Source organism: Actinomadura rubrisoli, assembly GCF_004349215.1.
Classification (GTDB): domain Bacteria; phylum Actinomycetota; class Actinomycetes; order Streptosporangiales; family Streptosporangiaceae; genus Spirillospora; species Spirillospora rubrisoli.
The window spans coordinates 1-18,406 of record NZ_SMKU01000082.1; the positions used below are offsets into that span (position 1 = coordinate 1).

16 protein-coding genes are annotated in these 18,406 nt (G+C 73.2%); 10 read left to right on the forward strand and 6 right to left on the reverse strand.

Annotation, left to right across the window (positions count from 1 at the left end):
* Positions 1–1,245: maltose alpha-D-glucosyltransferase (gene treS / locus E1298_RS17605; RefSeq protein ID WP_131894533.1), on the forward strand; the 1,245-nt coding region annotated here is incomplete at its 5' end.
* Positions 1,246–1,247: 2 nt separating this feature from the next.
* The gene (locus E1298_RS17610) at positions 1,248–2,669 is read left to right on the forward strand and encodes a maltokinase N-terminal cap-like domain-containing protein (protein WP_131894535.1); all 1,422 of its coding nucleotides are present in this window, start codon (positions 1,248–1,250) and stop codon (positions 2,667–2,669) included.
* 88 nt (positions 2,670–2,757) lie between these two features.
* Here the strand turns inward: E1298_RS17610 and E1298_RS17615 are convergent, their stop codons facing one another.
* Positions 2,758–3,516 carry a GntR family transcriptional regulator gene (locus E1298_RS17615; RefSeq protein ID WP_131894537.1) on the reverse strand — a complete coding sequence of 253 codons (759 nt, stop codon included), beginning with the start codon at positions 3,514–3,516 and terminating at the stop codon, positions 2,758–2,760.
* A 196-nt stretch (positions 3,517–3,712) separates the two neighbouring features.
* On the opposite strand from E1298_RS17615, the gene E1298_RS17620 reads away from it, so the two are divergent.
* From E1298_RS17620 to E1298_RS17630, 3 genes are all read left to right on the forward strand, one after another.
* Positions 3,713–3,931, forward strand: a complete 219-nt coding sequence (locus E1298_RS17620; RefSeq protein WP_131894538.1) for a hypothetical protein — start codon at positions 3,713–3,715, stop codon at positions 3,929–3,931.
* Between the two features lie 383 nt (positions 3,932–4,314).
* Positions 4,315–6,543, forward strand: coding sequence for a 1,4-alpha-glucan branching protein GlgB (glgB, locus tag E1298_RS17625; RefSeq protein WP_131894540.1), 2,229 nt, complete (start codon positions 4,315–4,317; stop codon positions 6,541–6,543).
* A gap of 41 nt (positions 6,544–6,584) precedes the next feature.
* The gene (locus E1298_RS17630) at positions 6,585–6,980 is read left to right on the forward strand and encodes an ACT domain-containing protein (protein WP_131894542.1); all 396 of its coding nucleotides are present in this window, start codon (positions 6,585–6,587) and stop codon (positions 6,978–6,980) included.
* On the opposite strand, the gene E1298_RS17635 is transcribed toward E1298_RS17630, so the two are convergent.
* Positions 6,916–7,803 carry an NUDIX domain-containing protein gene (locus tag E1298_RS17635; RefSeq protein WP_131894544.1) on the reverse strand — a complete coding sequence of 296 codons (888 nt, stop codon included), beginning with the start codon at positions 7,801–7,803 and terminating at the stop codon, positions 6,916–6,918. The genes E1298_RS17630 and E1298_RS17635 overlap by 65 nt on opposite strands.
* 88 nt (positions 7,804–7,891) lie before the next feature.
* Between E1298_RS17635 and E1298_RS17640 the strand changes: the two genes are divergently transcribed.
* The 5 genes from E1298_RS17640 (at position 7,892) to E1298_RS17660 (ending at position 12,884) form a co-directional block, all read left to right on the forward strand.
* The gene (locus E1298_RS17640; RefSeq protein ID WP_165975509.1) at positions 7,892–9,370 is read left to right on the forward strand and encodes a serine/threonine protein kinase; all 1,479 of its coding nucleotides are present in this window, start codon (positions 7,892–7,894) and stop codon (positions 9,368–9,370) included.
* Positions 9,371–9,453: 83 nt separating this feature from the next.
* The gene (locus E1298_RS17645) at positions 9,454–9,951 is read left to right on the forward strand and encodes a PaaI family thioesterase (RefSeq protein ID WP_243725634.1); all 498 of its coding nucleotides are present in this window, start codon (positions 9,454–9,456) and stop codon (positions 9,949–9,951) included.
* Positions 9,952–10,046: 95 nt separating this feature from the next.
* Positions 10,047–11,750: a signal peptide peptidase SppA gene (sppA, locus tag E1298_RS17650; protein ID WP_131894548.1), complete on the forward strand. Its 1,704-nt coding sequence runs from the start codon at positions 10,047–10,049 to the stop codon at positions 11,748–11,750.
* Between the two features lie 5 nt (positions 11,751–11,755).
* Positions 11,756–12,238, forward strand: a complete 483-nt coding sequence (locus E1298_RS17655) for a flavin reductase family protein (RefSeq protein WP_243725635.1) — start codon at positions 11,756–11,758, stop codon at positions 12,236–12,238.
* A gap of 25 nt (positions 12,239–12,263) precedes the next feature.
* Positions 12,264–12,884: a Uma2 family endonuclease gene (locus E1298_RS17660; protein WP_131894550.1), complete on the forward strand. Its 621-nt coding sequence runs from the start codon at positions 12,264–12,266 to the stop codon at positions 12,882–12,884.
* Positions 12,885–12,897: 13 nt separating this feature from the next.
* Here E1298_RS17660 and hutI read toward each other — a convergent pair whose 3' ends face one another.
* The 4 genes from hutI to hutU form a co-directional block, all read right to left on the reverse strand.
* On the reverse strand, positions 12,898–14,067 hold the full coding sequence (gene hutI / locus E1298_RS17665; RefSeq protein ID WP_131894552.1) for an imidazolonepropionase: 1,170 nt from the start codon (positions 14,065–14,067) through the stop codon (positions 12,898–12,900).
* 70 nt (positions 14,068–14,137) lie between these two features.
* Entirely contained in the window at positions 14,138–15,505 is a 1,368-nt protein-coding gene (locus E1298_RS17670; protein ID WP_131894554.1) for a formimidoylglutamate deiminase, read from the reverse strand.
* Positions 15,506–15,514: 9 nt separating this feature from the next.
* Positions 15,515–16,714, reverse strand: coding sequence for an allantoate amidohydrolase (locus E1298_RS17675; RefSeq protein ID WP_165975510.1), 1,200 nt, complete (start codon positions 16,712–16,714; stop codon positions 15,515–15,517).
* Positions 16,715–16,746: 32 nt separating this feature from the next.
* Positions 16,747–18,399 (reverse strand): urocanate hydratase, encoded by a 1,653-nt coding sequence (hutU, locus tag E1298_RS17680; RefSeq protein ID WP_131894556.1) that lies wholly within the window; start codon positions 18,397–18,399, stop codon positions 16,747–16,749.
* Positions 18,400–18,406 lie beyond the last annotated feature (7 nt).

The window sequence follows — 18,406 nt, forward strand, 5'->3', positions numbered from 1 at the left end:
ACCTACGACCCCGTCCGCGGCCAGTACTACTGGCACCGCTTCTTCTCCCACCAACCCGACCTCAACTACGACAACCCCGCCGTCCAAGACGCCATGCTGGAGGTCCTGCGCTTCTGGCTCGACCTGGGCATCGACGGCTTCCGCCTGGACGCCGTCCCCTACCTGTACGCCCGCGAAGGCACCACCTGCGAAAACCTCCCCGAAACCCACACCTACCTCAAACGCGTCCGCGCCGAGGTCGACCGCCTCTACCCCGACCGCGTCCTGCTCGCCGAAGCCAACCAATGGCCCGCCGACGTCGTCGAATACTTCGGCGACCCCGGCGCCGGCGGCGACGAATGCCACATGGCCTTCCACTTCCCCGTCATGCCCCGCATCTTCATGGCCGTCCGCCGCGAACAGCGCTACCCCATCTCCGAGATCATGGCCCAGACCCCCAAAATCCCCGAATCCTGCCAATGGGGCATCTTCCTGCGCAACCACGACGAACTCACCCTGGAGATGGTCACCGACGAAGAACGCGACTACATGTACACCGAATACGCCAAAGACCCCCGCATGAAAGCCAACATCGGCATCCGCCGCCGCCTGGCCCCCCTCCTGGACAACGACCGCAACCAACTCGAACTCTTCACCGCCCTCCTGCTCTCCCTCCCCGGCTCCCCCGTCCTGTACTACGGCGACGAGATCGGCATGGGCGACAACATCTGGCTCGGCGACCGCGACGCCGTCCGCACCCCCATGCAATGGACCCCCGACCGCAACGCCGGCTTCTCCCAATGCGACCCCGCCCGCCTCTACCTCCCCGTCATCATGGACCCCATCTACGGCTACCAAGCCGTCAACGTCGAAGCCCAAGCCAACAACCCCGGATCCCTGCTCCACTGGACCCGCAAAATGATCGAAATCCGCCAACGCCACCCCGTCTTCGGCGTCGGCTCCTACATCGAACTCTCCGCCTCCAACCCCTCCGTCCTCGCCTTCACCCGCGAAATCAACAACGGCGACACCAACCAATGGGGCGGAATGGACACCGTCCTCTGCGTGAACAACCTGTCCCGCTTTCCCCAGCCTGTGGAACTGGACCTGCGGCGCTTCCAGGGCTCCACTCCGATCGAGTGCATGGGCGGCGTGCAGTTCCCGGCCATCGGTGAACTTCCGTACCTGCTGACCCTGCCCGGACACGGCTTCTACTGGTTCCTGCTTCCGCCGCCCCCCGAGACGACGGGCGAAGGAGTGATGTAGCCGTGGCGCCGCCTGACCGCTCCCTTGTACGGCTTCTGGCCGGATGGCTGCCCAGGCAGCGATGGTTCGGCGGCAAGGACAGCCCCATCGACGACCTGTCCATCGGCACCGCCACCGAACTCCTCCCCGGCGACCCCGGACTCCACCACCTCATCCTGGACGTCCACCAGAACACCACCACCGACCAGTACCAGGTCCTCCTCGGCATCCGCAGTGACCTGCCCGAGCGGCTCCGCGCCCACGCGATCGGACGCCTGGCCGGCGACAACGGGATGGCCGGTCATGTCTACGACGGGGCCCACGATCCCGAGCTCACCCGGCCGCTGCTGGCGCACATGGCAGAGCAGACCACCATCGGCCCGCTGCGGTTCCGCTGCACGCCGGGCGCCGAGATCCGGACGGACCTCGACGGCGTACCGGGCACGGCCGAGCAGAGCAACACCTCGCTGGTCTTCGGCGGGACCTACATCTGCAAGCTGTTCCGCCGCCTGTCGCCCGGCGTGAACCCCGATCTTGAGGTCAACCTCGCGCTGTCCCGGGTGGGCTGCGCGCACGTCCCCGCCGTCCACGGGTGGATCGAGCTGGAGGACGGCGGGGGCGGCGACCCCGTGACGCTCGCGCTGCTCTCGGAGTTCCTGAGCGGCGCGACCGACGGATGGAGATTGGCGCTCACCAGCGTCCGCGACTGGTTCGCCCAGACGGCGCCGCCCGGACCGGTCGGCACCCCCACGGCGGGGGACGCGGGGAACGCCGGCGGCGACTTCGCGGCCGAGGCCGAGCGGCTCGGCGCGGCCACCGCCGAGGTGCACCGGGACCTGGCCGGGGCGTTCGGGGCGCGGCAGGCGTCCGCGGCGGAGCTGGGGGCGCTGGTGCACGGGATGAACGAGCAGCTCGACCAGGTCGGCGGCGCCGTCCCGGAGCTGCGCCCGCACGTCCCGGCGATCCGCGCGGCCTTCGGCGCGGTGCGGACGGCCGCGGGGCCGCTGCCGTTCCAGCGCGTCCACGGCGACTACCACCTGGGGCAGGTCCTGCGGACCGACACCGGCTGGACGCTGCTGGACTTCGAGGGCGAGCCCGCCCGCACGCCCGGCGAGCGCCGCGCCCTCGCCCACCCGCTCCGCGACGTCGCCGGGATGCTCCGCTCGTTCGAGTACGCGGCGCGGTTCCTGCTCGCCGGGGACGAGGCCCCGTCCCCCGAGGCGTCCGACGCGCTGGAGCGGCGCGCCCAGGCGTGGGCCGAGCGGAACCGGGCGGCGTTCTGCGACGGGTACGCGGCGGCCGGCGGACCCGATCCGGCCGCGCACGCGGCGCTGGTGCGGGCGTTCGAGTTCGACAAGGCGGTCTACGAGATCCGGTACGAGGCGCGCAACCGGCCGTCGTGGCTGCCGGTCCCCCTGCGCTCCCTGGCACGGCTCGCGAGCTGACCACGGCCTGCGGACCACCGGCCGCGTCCGGCGTCCTGGCCACGGCCGGCCGGCGGGCCGGCCGCGTCCGGCGGGCCGGGGCGGTCGCTCACAGGTCGATCGAGTAGTCGAGGATGACGCGGTCGGCGGGCAGGACGATGTCGCGGCAGACCTCCATGATCCCGGCGCCCGACAGCAGGCGGCGCGTGATGGCGAGGACGGGCACGCCGCGCGTCATCCGGAGCGTCTCGGCCTCCTCCGGCGTCGGCATGCGGGAGCGGACCGACTCCTCCACCCGGGTGGGCGGGTGGCCGAGGTAGGCGAGCTGCGCGAGCGTCCCGCCGGGCCAGGGCTCGCGCGCCGGATCGGAGACGGGCGTGTCGCCGACGAGGTCCCACGGCAGGAAGTTGACGGAGATCTGCTGCGGCTCCCCGCGGGCGTAGAAGACGAACCGGCGGCGCAGCAGCTCGGTGCCGGTCGGCAGCTCGAACAGCGCGCCGAGGTCGTCGTCGGCGCGCACGCGGGTGAACTCCCGGTCGAGGCGGTAGTCCTCCCAGCCGATGCGCTGGTCGCGGGTGAACGTCGTCTCGGGAACCGCCATCGGCCTGCTCACGCCGCGGTAGCGCTCCATCGCGACCCGGCGCGCGGGCGGGACGACGCGGACGACGGTGCCGCCGCCGCGCCGCGTCTCGACGAGCCCCTCCCCGCGCAGCAGCGCGACGGCCTGGCGCACGACGATCTCCGAGACGCCGTGGGCCGCGCACAGCTCCGCCATGGTCGGCAGCCGCGTTCCCTGCGGAAGGCTGCCGTCCCGGATCCCCTCTCGCAGCGTGTCGGCGATGCGCAGGTAGGCGGGACGGTCCGGCACCGGCGTCACCTCCCTTCATCCCGGCGCGCCCCCGGTGTTCGACGCGGCGTTCGATCCTGACCCGCCTCCCACTCTCATCCATACCTTCCTGGCGCTATCCACAGGGAGACGGTCCGCTTACGGACAGCTTGACACCTCTTTGACCGAGTAAGACTTTTGTATACAGAAGAACCGCCTCGGGGAAGGGACGACCTTGATGGGCGACTTCGAGGATCTGAAGACGGCCATCGAGAGCGAGTTCCCGGGCTGGCAGGTGTGGCGCAGCGACGCCGGCCGCTGGTACGCCACCCGGAGCACGGACCTGTCCGACGCCCAGCTTCAGGCGGGATACGCGATGACGGTGGCCGCCGACGACGCCGCGGGGCTCCGCGAGCTCCTGGCCGAGCAGGCGCGCGGCGGGCGGGAGGAACCGTGACGCGAGGACGCGGGGAACGGCGCGGCCCGGTCCGCGAGCGGGGGCGGGCCGGGCCAGGACGAACCGGCACGGAAGGTACCTGTGGCGCTGAGGTGACACAGGAGTGGAGCCCAGGGTGGCGGGGTCGATGTCACCCCTGAGGCCAGGTAGACGTGACCGCACGGGCGGGCACATTCGGCGCGACCCCAAAACAAAGAGTGGTGGCGCCCGTGCGGTCGCAACATTTCCGCTGACGGTCCCGGCGCCCGGTAAGGGTTGCACCCGGGCCGGAGCTGAACAAACCGCAATCTCCTGGAAACAGGTCGCCCCGCGGCGTGAGAGGTGCGGATCTCAGGGCACTCCTACTGGGGAACAGCATCAGCGGACGAGGAGGCCATCACGCCATGGCACGGGTGACGCGCGCGGAGATCGAGCGGCTCGTCGGAGGCGACCACCACGATCCGCACGGCATCCTTGGAGCGCATCCCGGCCGATCGGGCGTGACCGTCCGGGCGCTCCGGCCCCTGGCGGACAAGGTCGAGGCGGTCCTGCCCAACGGCGACCGCCATCCGCTCCGCCACTTCCACGAGGGCGTGTTCGCCGCGACGCTGCCCGCGGACGCCTCGCTCGCCGGGGAGGACGCAGGCAAGGCGCCCTTGGCCGTGCCCGACTACCGGCTCGCCGTGACGTACGCGGACGGCGTCGAGACCGTCCAGGACGACCCGTACCGCCACCTGCCCACGCTCGGCGAACTCGACCTGCACCTGATCAGCGAGGGCCGCCACGAGGAGCTGTGGCGCGCGCTCGGCGCGCGGGTCCGCTCCTACGCCTCCGCGTTCGGGCCGGTGGCCGGCACCGGCTTCGCGGTGTGGGCGCCCACCGCGCGCGGCGTGCGCGTGGTCGGCGACTTCAACCACTGGGACGGCCGCGCGCACCCGATGCGGTCGCTCGGCTCCACCGGCGTCTGGGAGCTGTTCGTCCCGGACGTCGGCGACGGCATGCGCTACAAGTTCGAGATCCTGGGGCCGGACGGCGTGTGGCGCGCCAAGGCCGACCCGATGGCGCAGTACACCGAGCGCCCTCCGGCCACGGCGTCCCGCGTGTTCACCTCGTCCTACGAGTGGGCCGACGGCGAGTGGATGGACCGCCGCAAGGGGCACGACTGGCTGCACGAGCCGATCAGCGCCTACGAGGTGCACCTCGGCTCGTGGCGGCCCGGCCTCGGGTACCGCGAGCTGGCGGAGGAGCTGACCGCCTACGTGCGGGACATGGGCTTCACGCACGTGGAGCTGCTGCCCGTCGCCGAGCACCCGTACGGCCCGTCCTGGGGCTACCAGGTGACCTCGTACTACGCGCCGACCTCGCGGTTCGGCGACCCGGACGACCTGCGGCACCTGATCGACCGCCTGCACCAGGCCGGCATCGGCGTGATCGTCGACTGGGTGCCCGCGCACTTCCCCAAGGACGAGTGGGCGCTGGCCCGGTTCGACGGCACCGCCCTGTACGAGCACGAGGACCCGGCGCGCGGCGAGCATCCCGACTGGGGCACGCTCGTGTTCAACTTCGGGCGCGCCGAGGTGCGCAACTTCCTGGTGGCCAACGCCTCGTTCTGGCTGGAGGAGTTCCACGTCGACGGGCTGCGCGTCGACGCGGTCGCCTCGATGCTGTACCTGGACTACTCGCGCAACGAGGGCGAGTGGACGCCCAACATCTACGGCGGGCGCGAGAACCTGGAGGCCATCTCGTTCCTCCAGGAGATGAACGCGACGGTCTACAAGCGCAGCCCGGGCATCATGACGATCGCCGAGGAGTCCACGGCGTGGCCGGGCGTGTCCCGTCCCACCCACCTCGGCGGGCTCGGGTTCGGGTTCAAGTGGAACATGGGCTGGATGCACGACACGCTGGCGTACCTGCGCCACGAGCCCGTCTTCCGGAACTACCACCACAACGAGATCACGTTCTCGCTGGTGTACGCGTTCGCGGAGAACTACGTCCTGCCGCTGTCGCACGACGAGGTCGTCCACGGCAAGGGCTCGCTGCTGAGCAAGATGCCGGGCGACACCTGGCAGAAGTTCGCCGGGCTGCGCGCGCTACTGGCCTACATGTGGTCGCACCCGGGCAAGCAGCTGCTGTTCATGGGCCAGGAGTTCGGCCAGGGCGCCGAGTGGGCGGAGGAGCGGCCGCTGGACTGGTGGCTGCTGGAGAACGCCGCCGAGGGCGCCCACCACGTGGGGCTGCAGAAGCTCGTCCGCGACCTGAACCGCGCCTACCGGGCCGCGCCCGCGCTGTGGACGCGCGACAGCGACCACGAGGGCTTCCGCTGGATCGACGGCAACGACGCGGGCGGGAACACGCTGTCCTACCTGCGGTACGGGGCGTCCGAGAAGGGCGAGCCCCCGGTCATGGCCTGCGTGGTCAACTTCTCGGGGAACCCGCACGAGGACTACCGGCTCGGCCTCCCCCGGCCGGGCGCCTGGCGCGAGGTCGTCAACACCGACGCCTACGAGTACGGCGGCAGCGGCGTCGGCAACCTCGGGCGCGTCGAGGCGGCGGGCGAGCCCTGCCACGGCCTGCCCGCGTCCGCGGTGCTGCGCGTCCCGCCCCTGGGCGCGGTCTGGCTCGCGCCCGAGTGACCGCCGCCGCCCCGGCGGCCGGACGGGATTAGGGTGACGCCATGACCGTCGCCCAGCGCCTGCACGTCGTCCCAGGCCAGTTCCTGGTGGAGCACCTGCCGAACGCGACCTTCCCCGAGGACGACGAGTGGATCGCGCTGGTGCGCGCCCCCGAGGGCCTGACCGTCGTCCGGGAGGCGTCGCCGTTCTCCGAGGCGCACCGGTGGATCGGGTTCTACGGCGACGCCGGGCACGGCCTGGACCAGCCCGGCGTGCTGGCCGCCGTCGCGGGACCGCTGGCCGCGTCGGGCATTCCCGTCTTCGTCGCCTCCACCTACCACGCCGACCTGGTCCTCGTCCCCGCGCACCGTCTCGACGAGGCCGCCGAGGCGCTCAGGGACGTCGGCCACCGCGTCGCCGATCGGGGAGCCGCTCCAGGAGCCAGCGGGGGCCGGTGACGGCCGCCCCGGCGGCCTCGCAGCGCGCCCGCAGCTCCCGGTCGGCCGTCACGACGAGATGGACCGCGTCCGGGACGGGACGGGCCAGCAGGCCCACGATGTGATCGTCGCCGCTGCCCGGCGCCGCCACGACCCGCACCCCCTCGGCCTGCTCGCCGGCGACTCCGCGCGCCGCGCCCTCCACGACCAGGACGACCTCGGGGAAGCTGCGGTCGAACGGCACCAGCCTGCCCGGCACGTCCTTGATGCCCTCGCTCAGCACCGTCAGGTCATCACGCAGCCGGGCGTTCGCACCCGCCCGGTCCTTCCACCACCCGTCTGCGCGCGCGCCCACGACGTTCGCCGCGTCCACCACGAGGACAAGCTTCTTCATCCCCTCCCTTAGGCGCGGCCAGGAGCGCGCGAACGGAGCGAACAGCTTGCGGTCTTCGACCTCCTCCGCCCGGACCCACGCGGCCCTGCGCGTTTCCCGCGACGCGGGCCGCACCTCGACGAGGCCGGGCACCGCGGCGGTCACGGACGTGAACGACCAGCCGCCATGGTCTTCGACGGCGGTGCCCTGCACGTCCACGGTGCCGGTGTCGAGCGTGCACTCCTCGGACGTCTCGCGGAGAGCACCCGTCACGGCGTCCTCATGACTGTGCAGCGCGCCGCCGAACATGCCCCACGTGCCGCCGCCGAGCCCCCACCAGGCGCGCTGCTGGAGCAGCACCCACACCTGCCCGTCCGCGTCCCGGTGGTAGGCGAGCAGGCCCGCCGCGCCGAACCGTCCCCAGTGCGTGTGCCCCCGCTCGCACCCGGCCCAGCCGTCCCCATCTCCCATGAGCCGACAGTATCCGCTGGATGATCCCAGTACGGTGGAGACGTCGTTGGGGGGCGACGCCGGTTCACCATGCCCAAGGAGCCTGACGATGCCCGCGCTGCCCCTGGAACACGACGACCCGCGCACGGTCGGCCGCTACCGGCTGACCGGACGGCTCGGTGAGGGCGGCCAAGGCGTGGTGTACCTCGGCGAAGGACCGTCCGGGGAGCACGTCGCGGTCAAGATGCTCAAGACCACCGACGCCGCCGCCCGCGCGCGCTTCGCCCGGGAGATGCGCGCGGCCCAGCAGGTCGCCCCGTTCTGCACGGCGGCCGTCCTGGACTCGTCGGCGGACGGCGAGCTGCCCTACGTCGTCAGCGAGTTCATCGACGGGCCGTCCTTGCAGCAGCGCGTCGGCGAGAGCGGCCCGCTGCGCGGCGGCGACCTGGAGCGGCTCGCCGTCAACACCGCGAGCGCGCTCGCCGCCATCCACGGCGCCGGGATCGTGCACCGCGACCTCAAGCCCGCCAACGTCCTGCTCGGCCCGGACGGCCCCCGCGTCGTGGACTTCGGCATCGCCCGCGCCATCGACGCCGAGACCCACACCCAGCTCGTCGGCACGCCCGCCTACTTCGCCCCGGAATGGCTGGAGGGGCACCCGCCGACGGACCGGTCGGACGTGTTCGCCTGGGCGGGCACCATCGTCTTCGCGGCCACCGGCCACCCGCCGTTCGGCCCGGCCCGCAGCGTCCCCGCCACCCTGCACCGCATCGCCAACGGGGAGCCCGACCTGGACGGGGTACCGCCGTCGCTGCGCCCGCTGATCGCCGAGTGCCTCGCCAAGGACCCGTCCCGGCGTCCGGCCGCCCGCGACCTGATGGTGCGCCTGGTCGACCCGTCCGCCACCACGGGCCCCGTCCCACCGCAGCCTGTGTCCGCGCCGACGCCGATGCCCGCGCCGGTCTTCGCGCCGGGGCGCGGCGCGGAGCAGACCCAGCCGCCGCTGCACACGCGGGCCGACGCCCCCGTCACCGGCAGAGGCTCCGGCCGCCTTCGCAAGGGCGTCTTCGGGGGCGTCGTCGCCGCGGTCATCATCGGGCTCACCGCGGCGGTGTTCGTCCTGGCCAACGCGCGCGACGACTCCGACCCGCGCGGCAGCACGCCGCCCACCGCCACGAAGGCGCGGAACTCCCCCAGCTCCGCGCCGCCGTCCGAGAACACGCCGTCCACCGAGGCGACGGGCGGCGGCACGACGGTCCCGGCCGCGTTCGCCGGCACCTGGAAGGGCAGGCTGACGCAGACCGGGGGGATCACCAGCGGGCCGTCGAGCACCACCGTGACGGTCAAGCTGACCGCGGGCGGCACCGGCGGCACGTCCAACTACGAGACCTGGGGCTGCTTCAACACGCTGAAGGTCTCCACCGCGACCGCCGCCAAGGTCGACTTCGAAGAGACCGCCAACAACAGCCAGGGGACGACCGGGTTCTGCATGGGCGGGACGGTGACGCTGGAGCAGACCGCCGACGGCCTGAAGTACACCTCGCCCGGAATCGGGACCACGAGGGGCACGCTGCACCGCGCCGGCTGAGCCCGTGACGAACGGCACAGTGCCGCCGCCCCGGCCGTCCGAATACCATTCGGTGCCGGGCATCCACGATCGAGGGGGACGAGTTGGACGTCGAGGCCGGACCGGACCCCGCGTCCCACCCGGACGCGGCCGAGCTGTGGAACACCCTGTCGGGAGCCGGGCTCATCCAGGCGATGGCCGAGGGACGGTTCCCGCAGATCTCCGATATCAACGACCACATCGGCCAGGTCGTCACGTCCGCCGAGCCGGGCCGGGTCGACATCTCCTGGACCCCGCACGAGCGGCTGTGCAACCCCGGCGGCACCGTCCACGGCGGCTACATCGCCATGATCCTCGACAACGCGGTGTGCCTCGCGGCGAGCAGCACCTGCGAGCACTTCATGCCGATGCTCACCCTCAGCCTCAACGTCGACTACCTGCGCGGCGTCCAGGCGGGCGCGACCTACACGGTGGCCGGGACGTGCGTGCACCCGGGCTCCGCCCGCATGGTGGCCAACGCGGTCGTCAGCGACGCGAGCGGCCGCCCGGTCGCGCAGGCGTCCGCGAGCATGATCCCCAACCGCGCCTTCGCGCGCCAATAGCCCCGGAAGACCGCGCTGATCTCGTCCTCCCGGGGGAGGCGCGCTGGGCCCACGGTCGGACGGGCGGGCGGGGCGGCAGCGCATAGGCTGGCCCCATGGTGGATCCCGGCACAGTCGTCAACGTCATCAAGCAGGCCCGGGACCGGCGGACGGCCCCGCTGATCCTGGAACTGGACCTCACCGAGGGCATCGTGGAGACCGCGCCCGCGGACCCGATCTCGGCGATCATGTCCATGCGCCGGACGAGCCTGCGGGACGTCCTGGACGGGCTGCGCCGCGCGCGGACCGACAGCCGGGTCCGGGCGCTGGTCGTGAAGGTCTCCGGCGGCGTCAACCTCGCCCTGGCGCAGGAGCTGCGGGAGGCCGTCCAGGCGTTCCGCGACGCGGGCAAGCTCGCCGTCGCGTGGGCCGAGACGTTCGGCGAGGGCGGCCGCGGCACCGTCCCGTTCTACCTGGCCACCGCCTTCGACAAGGTCTACCTCCAGCCCACCGGCGAGGTCGGGCTGACCGGCGTCGCGCTGGAGGAGCCGTTCTTCGCCGGCGCCCTGGAGAAGGCGGGCGTCCAGCCGCGGTTCGCGAAGCGGTACGAGTACAAGACGATGGCCAACACCTTCATGGAGAGGGCCTACACGCCCGAGCACGAGGAGTCGTCCCAGCGCCTCGTCACCTCGATCGGCGAGCAGATCACCGCCGGCATCGCCGCGGCACGCGATCTCCCCGTGGAGCGGGTCCGCGAGCTGACCGACCGCGGGCCGCTCCTCGCCGACGAGGCCCTGGAGGAGGGGCTCGTCGACCACCTGGGCTACCGCGACGAGGTGTACGCGGCTCTGCGCGAGGAGTTCGGCGAGGCGGCGCAGCTGCGCTACGTGGCCCGCTACAACCGCACGCAGGGCCTCGCCCGGCGCCTCCCGCAGCCCGGCCGGCAGGACGTCGTCGCCCTCATCAACGGGCAGGGCCCGATCCGGCTCGGCCGCAGCGGGCGCGGCGGCCCGCTGCCGAACTCCGGTCCCGCGATGGGCTCGGACACGGTCTGCGCCGCGTTCCGCGCCGCCGCGCGGGACGACCGCGTCAAGGCGATCGTCTTCCGCGTCAACAGCCCCGGCGGCTCCGCCGTCGCGTCCGACGCGATCTGGCGCGAGGTGGTCCTGGCCCGCCGCGCCGGCAAGCCCGTGATCGTGTCGATGGGCAACGTCGCCGCGTCCGGCGGCTACTACGTCGCGATGGCCGCCGACACGATCGTCGCGCAGCCTGCCACGATCACCGGCTCGATCGGCGTCGTCGTCGGCAAGGCCGTCGTCAGCGACCTGCTCGACCGGATCGGCATCGGCCTCGGCAGCGTCGCCGACGGCGAGCACGCCCGCATGTTCAGCGCCACCAAGGACTTCAGCGACTCCGAGTGGGAGCGGATCAACGCCGCCCTCGACAGGATCTATGACGGCTTCACCGCGAAGGTCGCCGAGGGCCGCGAGCTGTCGCGCGACCGCGTCCACGAGCTGGCCCGCGGCCGCGTGTGGACGGGCGCCGACGCGTGCGAGCGCGGCCTGGTGGACGAGCTGGGCGGCCTCGACACGGCCCTCGACCTGGCCCGCAAGCGGTCCGGGCTGCCCGCCGACGCCCCCGTCCGCGCCTACCCGCACACCTCGCCGCTGGAGCGGCTGCGCCCGCCGGAGTCCAGCGAGGACCGCACCGCCGCGACCGCCCGCCTCGACGGCTGGGGTTCCCTCGGCGGCCTCGCCGCCCGCCTGGGCCTGCCGTCCGCCGGCCCGCTCACCCTCCCGGGCTCCTGGGAGATCCGCTGAACGAGGTGACCACCGACTTCGTCGACGCCGTCGCGGGCTTCGCCACGGGCGTGGTCGTGCTGACCGTCCGCGACGGCCGCGACGACCTCGGCACGACCGTGACCTCGTTCATGTCGGTCTCGCTGGAACCGCCCATGGTGCTGGCGGGCGTGGCGTCGTCGTCCTACCTGGCCGAGGTGCTGCGCCGCCAGTCCCGCTGGGCCGCCACCGTCCTCAGCACCGGCCAGCGCGCCCTCGCGGGCCGCTTCGCCGCCGAGGGCCGTCCGAGCGCCCGCCTCCTGCTCGCGAGCGAGCCGCACCACCGCGGCGACCTCTCCGGCGCCCTCATCCCCGACACCGGCCTCGCCGCCCTCGAATGCGAGACCCGCCAGACGATAGACGCGGGCGACCACACCCTCTTCGTCGCCGAGGTCCTCTCCGCGGACTACATAGCCCGCCGCGAAAAACCCCTCATCAGAGTCAACCGCCGCTACCTCGGGGACAACTAGCGTGCCGGGCCGCGACGATGGCGACATGAGCGCGAACTGGCCGGACCGGCCGAACCCCCTGACGCTGGACGCCTACCTCGCCCTCGCCGAGGAGGTCCGGCGCGAGATCGAGGTCGTGGACGGCAATGTCGTCCCGCGAGAGGAGCGCGGTCGCCCCCACCAGAAGACGGCATTCCGTCTCGCGAGTGCGTTCGAGGCGGACGTGCGCAAGTACCGGGCGGGTCATTCCGGGGGCGCTCCTCCCTGCTATGAGGTCAACACCGAGGTGAGCGTCCTGCTGTGGGAGGTTCCGCTCACGGTGCGAAAGCCCGATGTGGTCGTGCACCACTGCCGCGACCAGTTCGAGATGCTCGACGCCGGGGACGTCGTCATCGCGGTCGAGGTGATGTCCCGCTGGTCGGAGTCACGCGATCGCATCCACAAGATGGGCGAGTACGCCAAAGCGCGCATCCCGCACTATCTGATCGTCCAATTCGACGAGGTGGGCGCGACCATCGTCGAGCACTACGCCCTGCTGGACGCCGATCTCGCCTATTCCAAGATCGGCGTCAGCCATCGGGACCGCGACCTCTGGGCGCTGCACATGACGGTGCCCTTCCAGATCCAGGTCGGCTGGCAGGACCTCGAAGTCGGGCCGCCCGTGTGATCGGCGCCGGCCGTCAGGGGTGGACTCGGTGGCCGGACTTCCATACGGCGGCGGTCTGGGGGACGCCGGGGCGGTAGGCCAGGTGGATGTGGGACGGGGCGTCCAGGATGTGGACGTCCGCGCGGGCGCCGGGGGCCAGGTGGCCCACGTCGGTGCGGCGGAGGGCTCGGGCGCCGCCCGCGGTGGCGGCCCAGACGGCCTCGGCCGGGGTCATGTGCATGTCACGGACGGCCACGGCGATGCAGAACGCCATGCTGGAGCTGTAGCCGGAGCCGGGGTTGCAGTCGGTGGCGAGGGCGACCGTGGCGCCCGCGTCCAGGAGGCGGCGGGCGTCCGGGTAGGGCTGGCGGGTGGAGAACTCGACGGCCGGCAGGAGGGTCGCGACGGTCTGGGAGGACGCCAGGGCGTCCACGTCGGCGTCGCTCAGGAACGTGCAGTGGTCGGCGGACGCGGCGTCCAGTTCCACGGCGAGCCGCACTCCGGGGCCCTCGGTCAGCTGGTTGGCGTGCACGCGGGGGGTCAGGCCCGCCTTGATGCCCGCCTCCAGGACCTCGCGGGCCTGGTCGGCGTCGAAGGCGCCGCGCTCGCAGAAGACGTCCACCCAGCGGGCGTGGGGCGCGCAGGCGGCGAGCATGTCGGTGGCGGCCAGGCGCGTGTAGGCGGCGGTGTCGCCGTCGTACTCGGCCGGGACGACGTGGGCGCCGAGGTAGGTGACCTCGTCGGCGATCTCGGCGGCGATGCGGACGGCGCGTTCCTCCTGGTCGACCGTCAGGCCGTAGCCGGACTTGCACTCGACCGTCGTGATGCCCTGGCGCGCCATCTCGTCGACGAGGCGGCGCAGGTTGGCGCGCAGGGCGTCGTCGGTGGCGGCGCGGGTGTGCTCGACGGTGGTGCGGATGCCGCCGGCGGCGTACTTCTGGCCGCTCATCCGGGCGGCGAACTCCTCGGCGCGCTCACCGGCGAAGACGAGGTGGGCGTGGGAGTCCACGAAGCCGGGCAGGACGGCGCGTCCGGCGGCGTCGAACGCCTCGTCGGCGGCGGGGGCGGCCGAGGACGGGCCCGTCCAGGCGACGGCGCCGTCCTCGATCACCAGGGCGGCGTCGCGGCGGACGCCCAGGGGCCCCTCGCCGCCGCCCGGCTCGTTCGTGACCAGTTCCCCGATGTTCGCGATGACGATGCTCACCGGTCCAGCATCCCATCGCGGGCCCGGGCCGGGCGGAGGCGGGCGGCGTGTTCGTCTCGGATATGAGACATCAGCCGCCGGACGGGTCCGGTTCGGGGGCGGTCACGGCGGTGATGGCCGCCGTCAGGGCGGCGGGGACGTCGTCCACGAGGAGGTGGCGGCCGTCGTGGACGACCTGGCGGCCGGAGACGACCACGTGGCGGACGTCGGCGGCGGTCGCGGCGAAGACGGCGGTCTCGGCGGCGTAGTCCGGCCCGGCGCCGGCGGTGCGGACGGAGTCGAGCGCGACGGTGACGAGGTCGGCGTACGCGCCGGGCTCCAGCCGTCCCGCCTCGGGCCAGCCGAGGCCGTAGTGGCCGTTGGACGTGGCGGCGGTGAGCAGCTCCCCGGCCGTCCAGTGGCCGCGGACGCGGGTGCGCAGGCGCTCGTCCAGCTCGACGGCGCGGGCCTCCTCGAACAGGTCGAGGACGGCGTGCTGGTCGGAGCCGAGGCACAGCGGGGACCCGGCGTTCGCCAGGTCGCGGGCGGGGCCGATGCCGTCGGCGAGGTCCCGCTCGGTCGTCGGGCACATGCACACGCCGGTCATGGTCGCGCCGAGCAGGCCGATGTCCTCGTCCGTGAGGTGCGTGGCGTGGACGGCGGTGGTCAGCGCGCCGAGGGCCCCTGCCTCGGCGAGCACGCGGGTCGGGGTCAGGTCGTAGGCGTCCAGGCACGCCTGGTTCTCGGCGGGCTGCTCCGACAGGTGGACGTGCAGGGGCGCGCGGTGCTCCTTCGCCCAGGACGCGACGGCCCGCAGCTGCTCGCGAGGGACGGCGCGGACGGAGTGGATCGCGGCGCCGACGCGGGCGTGCAGGCGGCCCGCCTTGTCGGTCTGCTCGTGGAGGGAGTCGACGCGCCGCGCCCAGTTGCCGGCGGTGCCGTCGCCGAAGCGCAGTTGCGGCCCCTTGAGGGGCTCACCGATGCCGCCGGTGAGGTAGCAGGTGTCCAGGAGGGTGATCCGGATGCCCGCGTCGGCGGCGGCGGCGATCAGCGCCTCGCCCATCGCGTTGGGCTCGCCGTAGGGGGCGCCGCCCGGCCGGTGGTGCAGGTAGTGGAACTCGCCGACGCAGCTGATCCCGGCGAGGGCCATCTCGGCGAACACGGCGGTGGCGAGGGCGCGGTAGGAGTCCGGGTCGAGCCGGTCGGCGACCTCGTACATCTGCTCGCGCCACGTCCAGAAGGTCCCGGTGTGGGCCTGGGCGCGGGCGCGGAGCGCGCGGTGGAAGGCGTGGGAGTGGGCGTTGGCCAGGCCGGGCAGGGTCAGGCCGGGCAGGTGCTGGGCGCGCGGCGGGGCGGGAACGTCCCGGGTGACGCCGGTGATGCGCTCGCCTTCGGCCTCGATGAGCACGTCGCCCGCGATCCCGTCACCGAGCCAGGCGAACTGGGCATGCCATTGCATATCAGTGTCCTACCCGCACGCCAGGTCGGCCAGTACCGCGGTGAGGGCCTCGACTCCGGCCAGGCAGTCGGCGGGCTCGGCGTACTCGGCGGGCGCGTGCGAGATCCCGGTCGGGTTGCGGACGAAGAGCATCGCGGCGGGCAGCCGGGACGACAGGACGCCCGCGTCGTGGCCCGCCCCGGTCGGCAGGACCGGGACGCCGCCGAGGGCCTTGCCGACCCGGTCGCGGAGCGCGAGGTTGAAGTCGACGATCTCGGTGTAGGACTCCTCGGCGAGGTCCACCGACACCCGGTGCGGGCGCGCCGCGAGCCGGGCCGCCTCGTCCACCTCCGCGACCGTCCGGCGGACGGCCTCGTCGGCGGGGCCCCGCGCGTCCAGCCAGGCCGTGACGGACGAGGCGATCGCGTTCACGCCGCCGGGAACCACCCTGACCTTCCCGACGGTCGCGACGGTCCCGTTGCGCTCGGCCGCGTCGCGGGCCGCGAGGACCATCCCGGCGAAGGGCAGCATGGGGTCGCGCCGGTCGGCCAGCCCGGTCGTCCCGGCGTGGTTGCCCTCGCCGCCGAAGTCGAACCGCCACCGACCGTGCGGGACGATGGCGCTCGCGATCCCGACAGGCTTCTGGAGCGCCCGCCCCTGCTCGACGTGGAGTTCGACGTAGCAGCCGATCCGGCCGAGCAGATCCTCGTCCGGGCCGATCGCCTCGGGGTCGAGCCCGGCGGCGTGCAGGACCCCGGCGAACGTACGGCCGTCGCCATCGGTTAGTGCGCGCGCCCGCGCCGGGTCGATCGCCCCGGTCAGCAGCCGGGAGCCCAGGCACGCCACCCCGAAGCGGGCGCCCTCCTCCTCGGCGAACGCCCCGATCCCGATGGGCCGCCGGAGCGGGATGCCGCGCTCCCTGAGCAGGTCGACGGCCGCGAACGCCGACACCACGCCCAGCGGCCCGTCGAACGCGCCGCCGCCCGGCACCGAGTCGAGATGGCTCCCGGTGAGCACGGCGCCGTCGCGCGTCCCGTCCCGGGGGAGCCACCAGGCGATCATGTTCCCGTTGGCGTCGTGCTCCACCTCCAGGCCGCGGCGCCGCGCCTCGTCCAGGAACCAGGCGCGGCACGCAAGCTCCGGCGGCGTCCACGCGAACCGGTGGTAGCCGCCGGTGGCCGCGTCCCGTCCCACGGGCAGCAGCTCCGCCCACATCGACTCGAACCCCACGCCTCTCCCCTCCACCCGTCCGTCGCCGCAGCTCAGCGCATCGGGATGCGGACGCCGCGCTCGTCGGCGACCTCGGCCGCGCGGTCGTAGCCCGCGTCGACGTGCCGCATGACGCCGCTGCCCGGATCGTTGGTGAGGACGCGCTGGAGCTTCTCCCCCGCCAGCGGCGTCCCGTCGGCGACGCAGACCTGCCCGGCGTGGATGGAGCGGCCGATGCCGACGCCGCCGCCGTGGTGGATGGACACCCAGGTGGCGCCGGACGAGGTGTTGAGCATCGCGTTCAGCAGCGGCCAGTCGGCGATGGCGTCCGAGCCGTCCGCCATGCCCTCGGTCTCGCGGTAGGGGCTGGCGACCGAGCCGCAGTCGAGGTGGTCGCGGCCGAGGACGATCGGCGCGCTGATCTCGCCGCGCGCGACGAGCTCGTTGAACGCCTCCCCGGCCCGGTCGCGCTCGCCGTAGCCGAGCCAGCAGATCCGGGACGGCAGGCCCTGGAAGTGGACCTTCTCCTGCGCCATCCTGATCCACCGGGTCAGCGGCTCGTTGTCGGGGAACAGCTCCAGGATCGCCTGGTCGGTACGGGCGATGTCCTGCGGGTCGCCCGACAGCGCGGCCCAGCGGAAGGGCCCCTTGCCCTCGCAGAACAGCGGACGTATGTAGGCGGGCACGAACCCCGGGAAATCGAAGGCGCGCTCGTACCCGGCGAGTTGCGCCTCGCCGCGGATCGAGTTGCCGTAGTCGAACACCTCGGCGCCCGCGTCCTGGAACCCGACCATCGCCTCGACGTGCGCGGCCATCGACGCGCGGGCCCTGGCGATGAAGCCGTCGCGGTCCTTGTCGCGCTCGGCGGCCATGTCCTCGAACGCGACGCCGCTCGGCAGGTACATCAGCGGGTCGTGCGCGCTGGTCTGGTCGGTGACGATGTCGATCGGGGCGCCGCGGCGCAGCAGCTCGGGGACGAGGTCGGCGGCGTTGCCGAGCACGCCGATCGACAGCGGCCGGCGGGCCGCCTTCGCCTCCTCGGCGAACCGGAGCGCCTCGTCCAGGGAGTCGGCGCGGACGTCGCAGTAGCGGTGCTCGACGCGGCGGTCGATGCGGGACGGGTCGCACTCGACGCAGATCGCGACGCCCCCGTTCATCGTGACGGCGAGCGGCTGCGCGCCGCCCATCCCGCCGAGCCCGGCGGTCAGCGTGATCGTCCCGGCCAGGGAGCCCCCGAAGCGCTTCTCGGCGACGGCGGCGAACGTCTCATAGGTGCCCTGCAGGATGCCCTGCGTGCCGATATAGATCCACGACCCGGCGGTCATCTGCCCGAACATCGTGAGGCCGAGCGACTCCAGGCGGCGGAACTCCTCCCACGTCGCCCACTGCGGGACGAGGTTGGAGTTGGCGATCAGCACGCGCGGCGCCCACTCGTGCGTCCGGAAGATCCCGACGGGCTTGCCGGACTGGACGAGCAGCGTCTCGTCCCCCTCCAGGTCGGCCAGGGACCTGACGATGCCGTCGAAGGCGTCCCAGTTGCGGGCCGCCTTCCCCGAGCCGCCGTAGACGACCAGCTCGTCCGGGTGCTCGGCCACCTCCGGGTCGAGGTTGTTCTGGATCATGCGGAGGGCGGCCTCCTGCGGCCAGCCCTTGGCGGCGGTGAGCGAGGTGCCGCGCGGCGCGCGGACGGGGCGGGGACCGGACATGGCGGAC

Coding starts and splice junctions, on each gene's coding strand:
- E1298_RS17620 (WP_131894538.1), top strand. CDS start 3,713: ATGGGCGACTTCGAGGATCTGAAGACGGCCATCGAGAGCGAGTTCCCG.
- glgB (WP_131894540.1), top strand. CDS start 4,315: ATGGCACGGGTGACGCGCGCGGAGATCGAGCGGCTCGTCGGAGGCGAC.
- E1298_RS17630 (WP_131894542.1), top strand. CDS start 6,585: ATGACCGTCGCCCAGCGCCTGCACGTCGTCCCAGGCCAGTTCCTGGTG.
- E1298_RS17635 (WP_131894544.1), bottom strand. CDS start 7,803: ATGGGAGATGGGGACGGCTGGGCCGGGTGCGAGCGGGGGCACACGCAC.
- E1298_RS17640 (WP_165975509.1), top strand. CDS start 7,892: ATGCCCGCGCTGCCCCTGGAACACGACGACCCGCGCACGGTCGGCCGC.
- sppA (WP_131894548.1), top strand. CDS start 10,047: ATGGTGGATCCCGGCACAGTCGTCAACGTCATCAAGCAGGCCCGGGAC.
- E1298_RS17660 (WP_131894550.1), top strand. CDS start 12,264: ATGAGCGCGAACTGGCCGGACCGGCCGAACCCCCTGACGCTGGACGCC.
- E1298_RS17670 (WP_131894554.1), bottom strand. CDS start 15,505: ATGCAATGGCATGCCCAGTTCGCCTGGCTCGGTGACGGGATCGCGGGC.
- hutU (WP_131894556.1), bottom strand. CDS start 18,399: ATGTCCGGTCCCCGCCCCGTCCGCGCGCCGCGCGGCACCTCGCTCACC.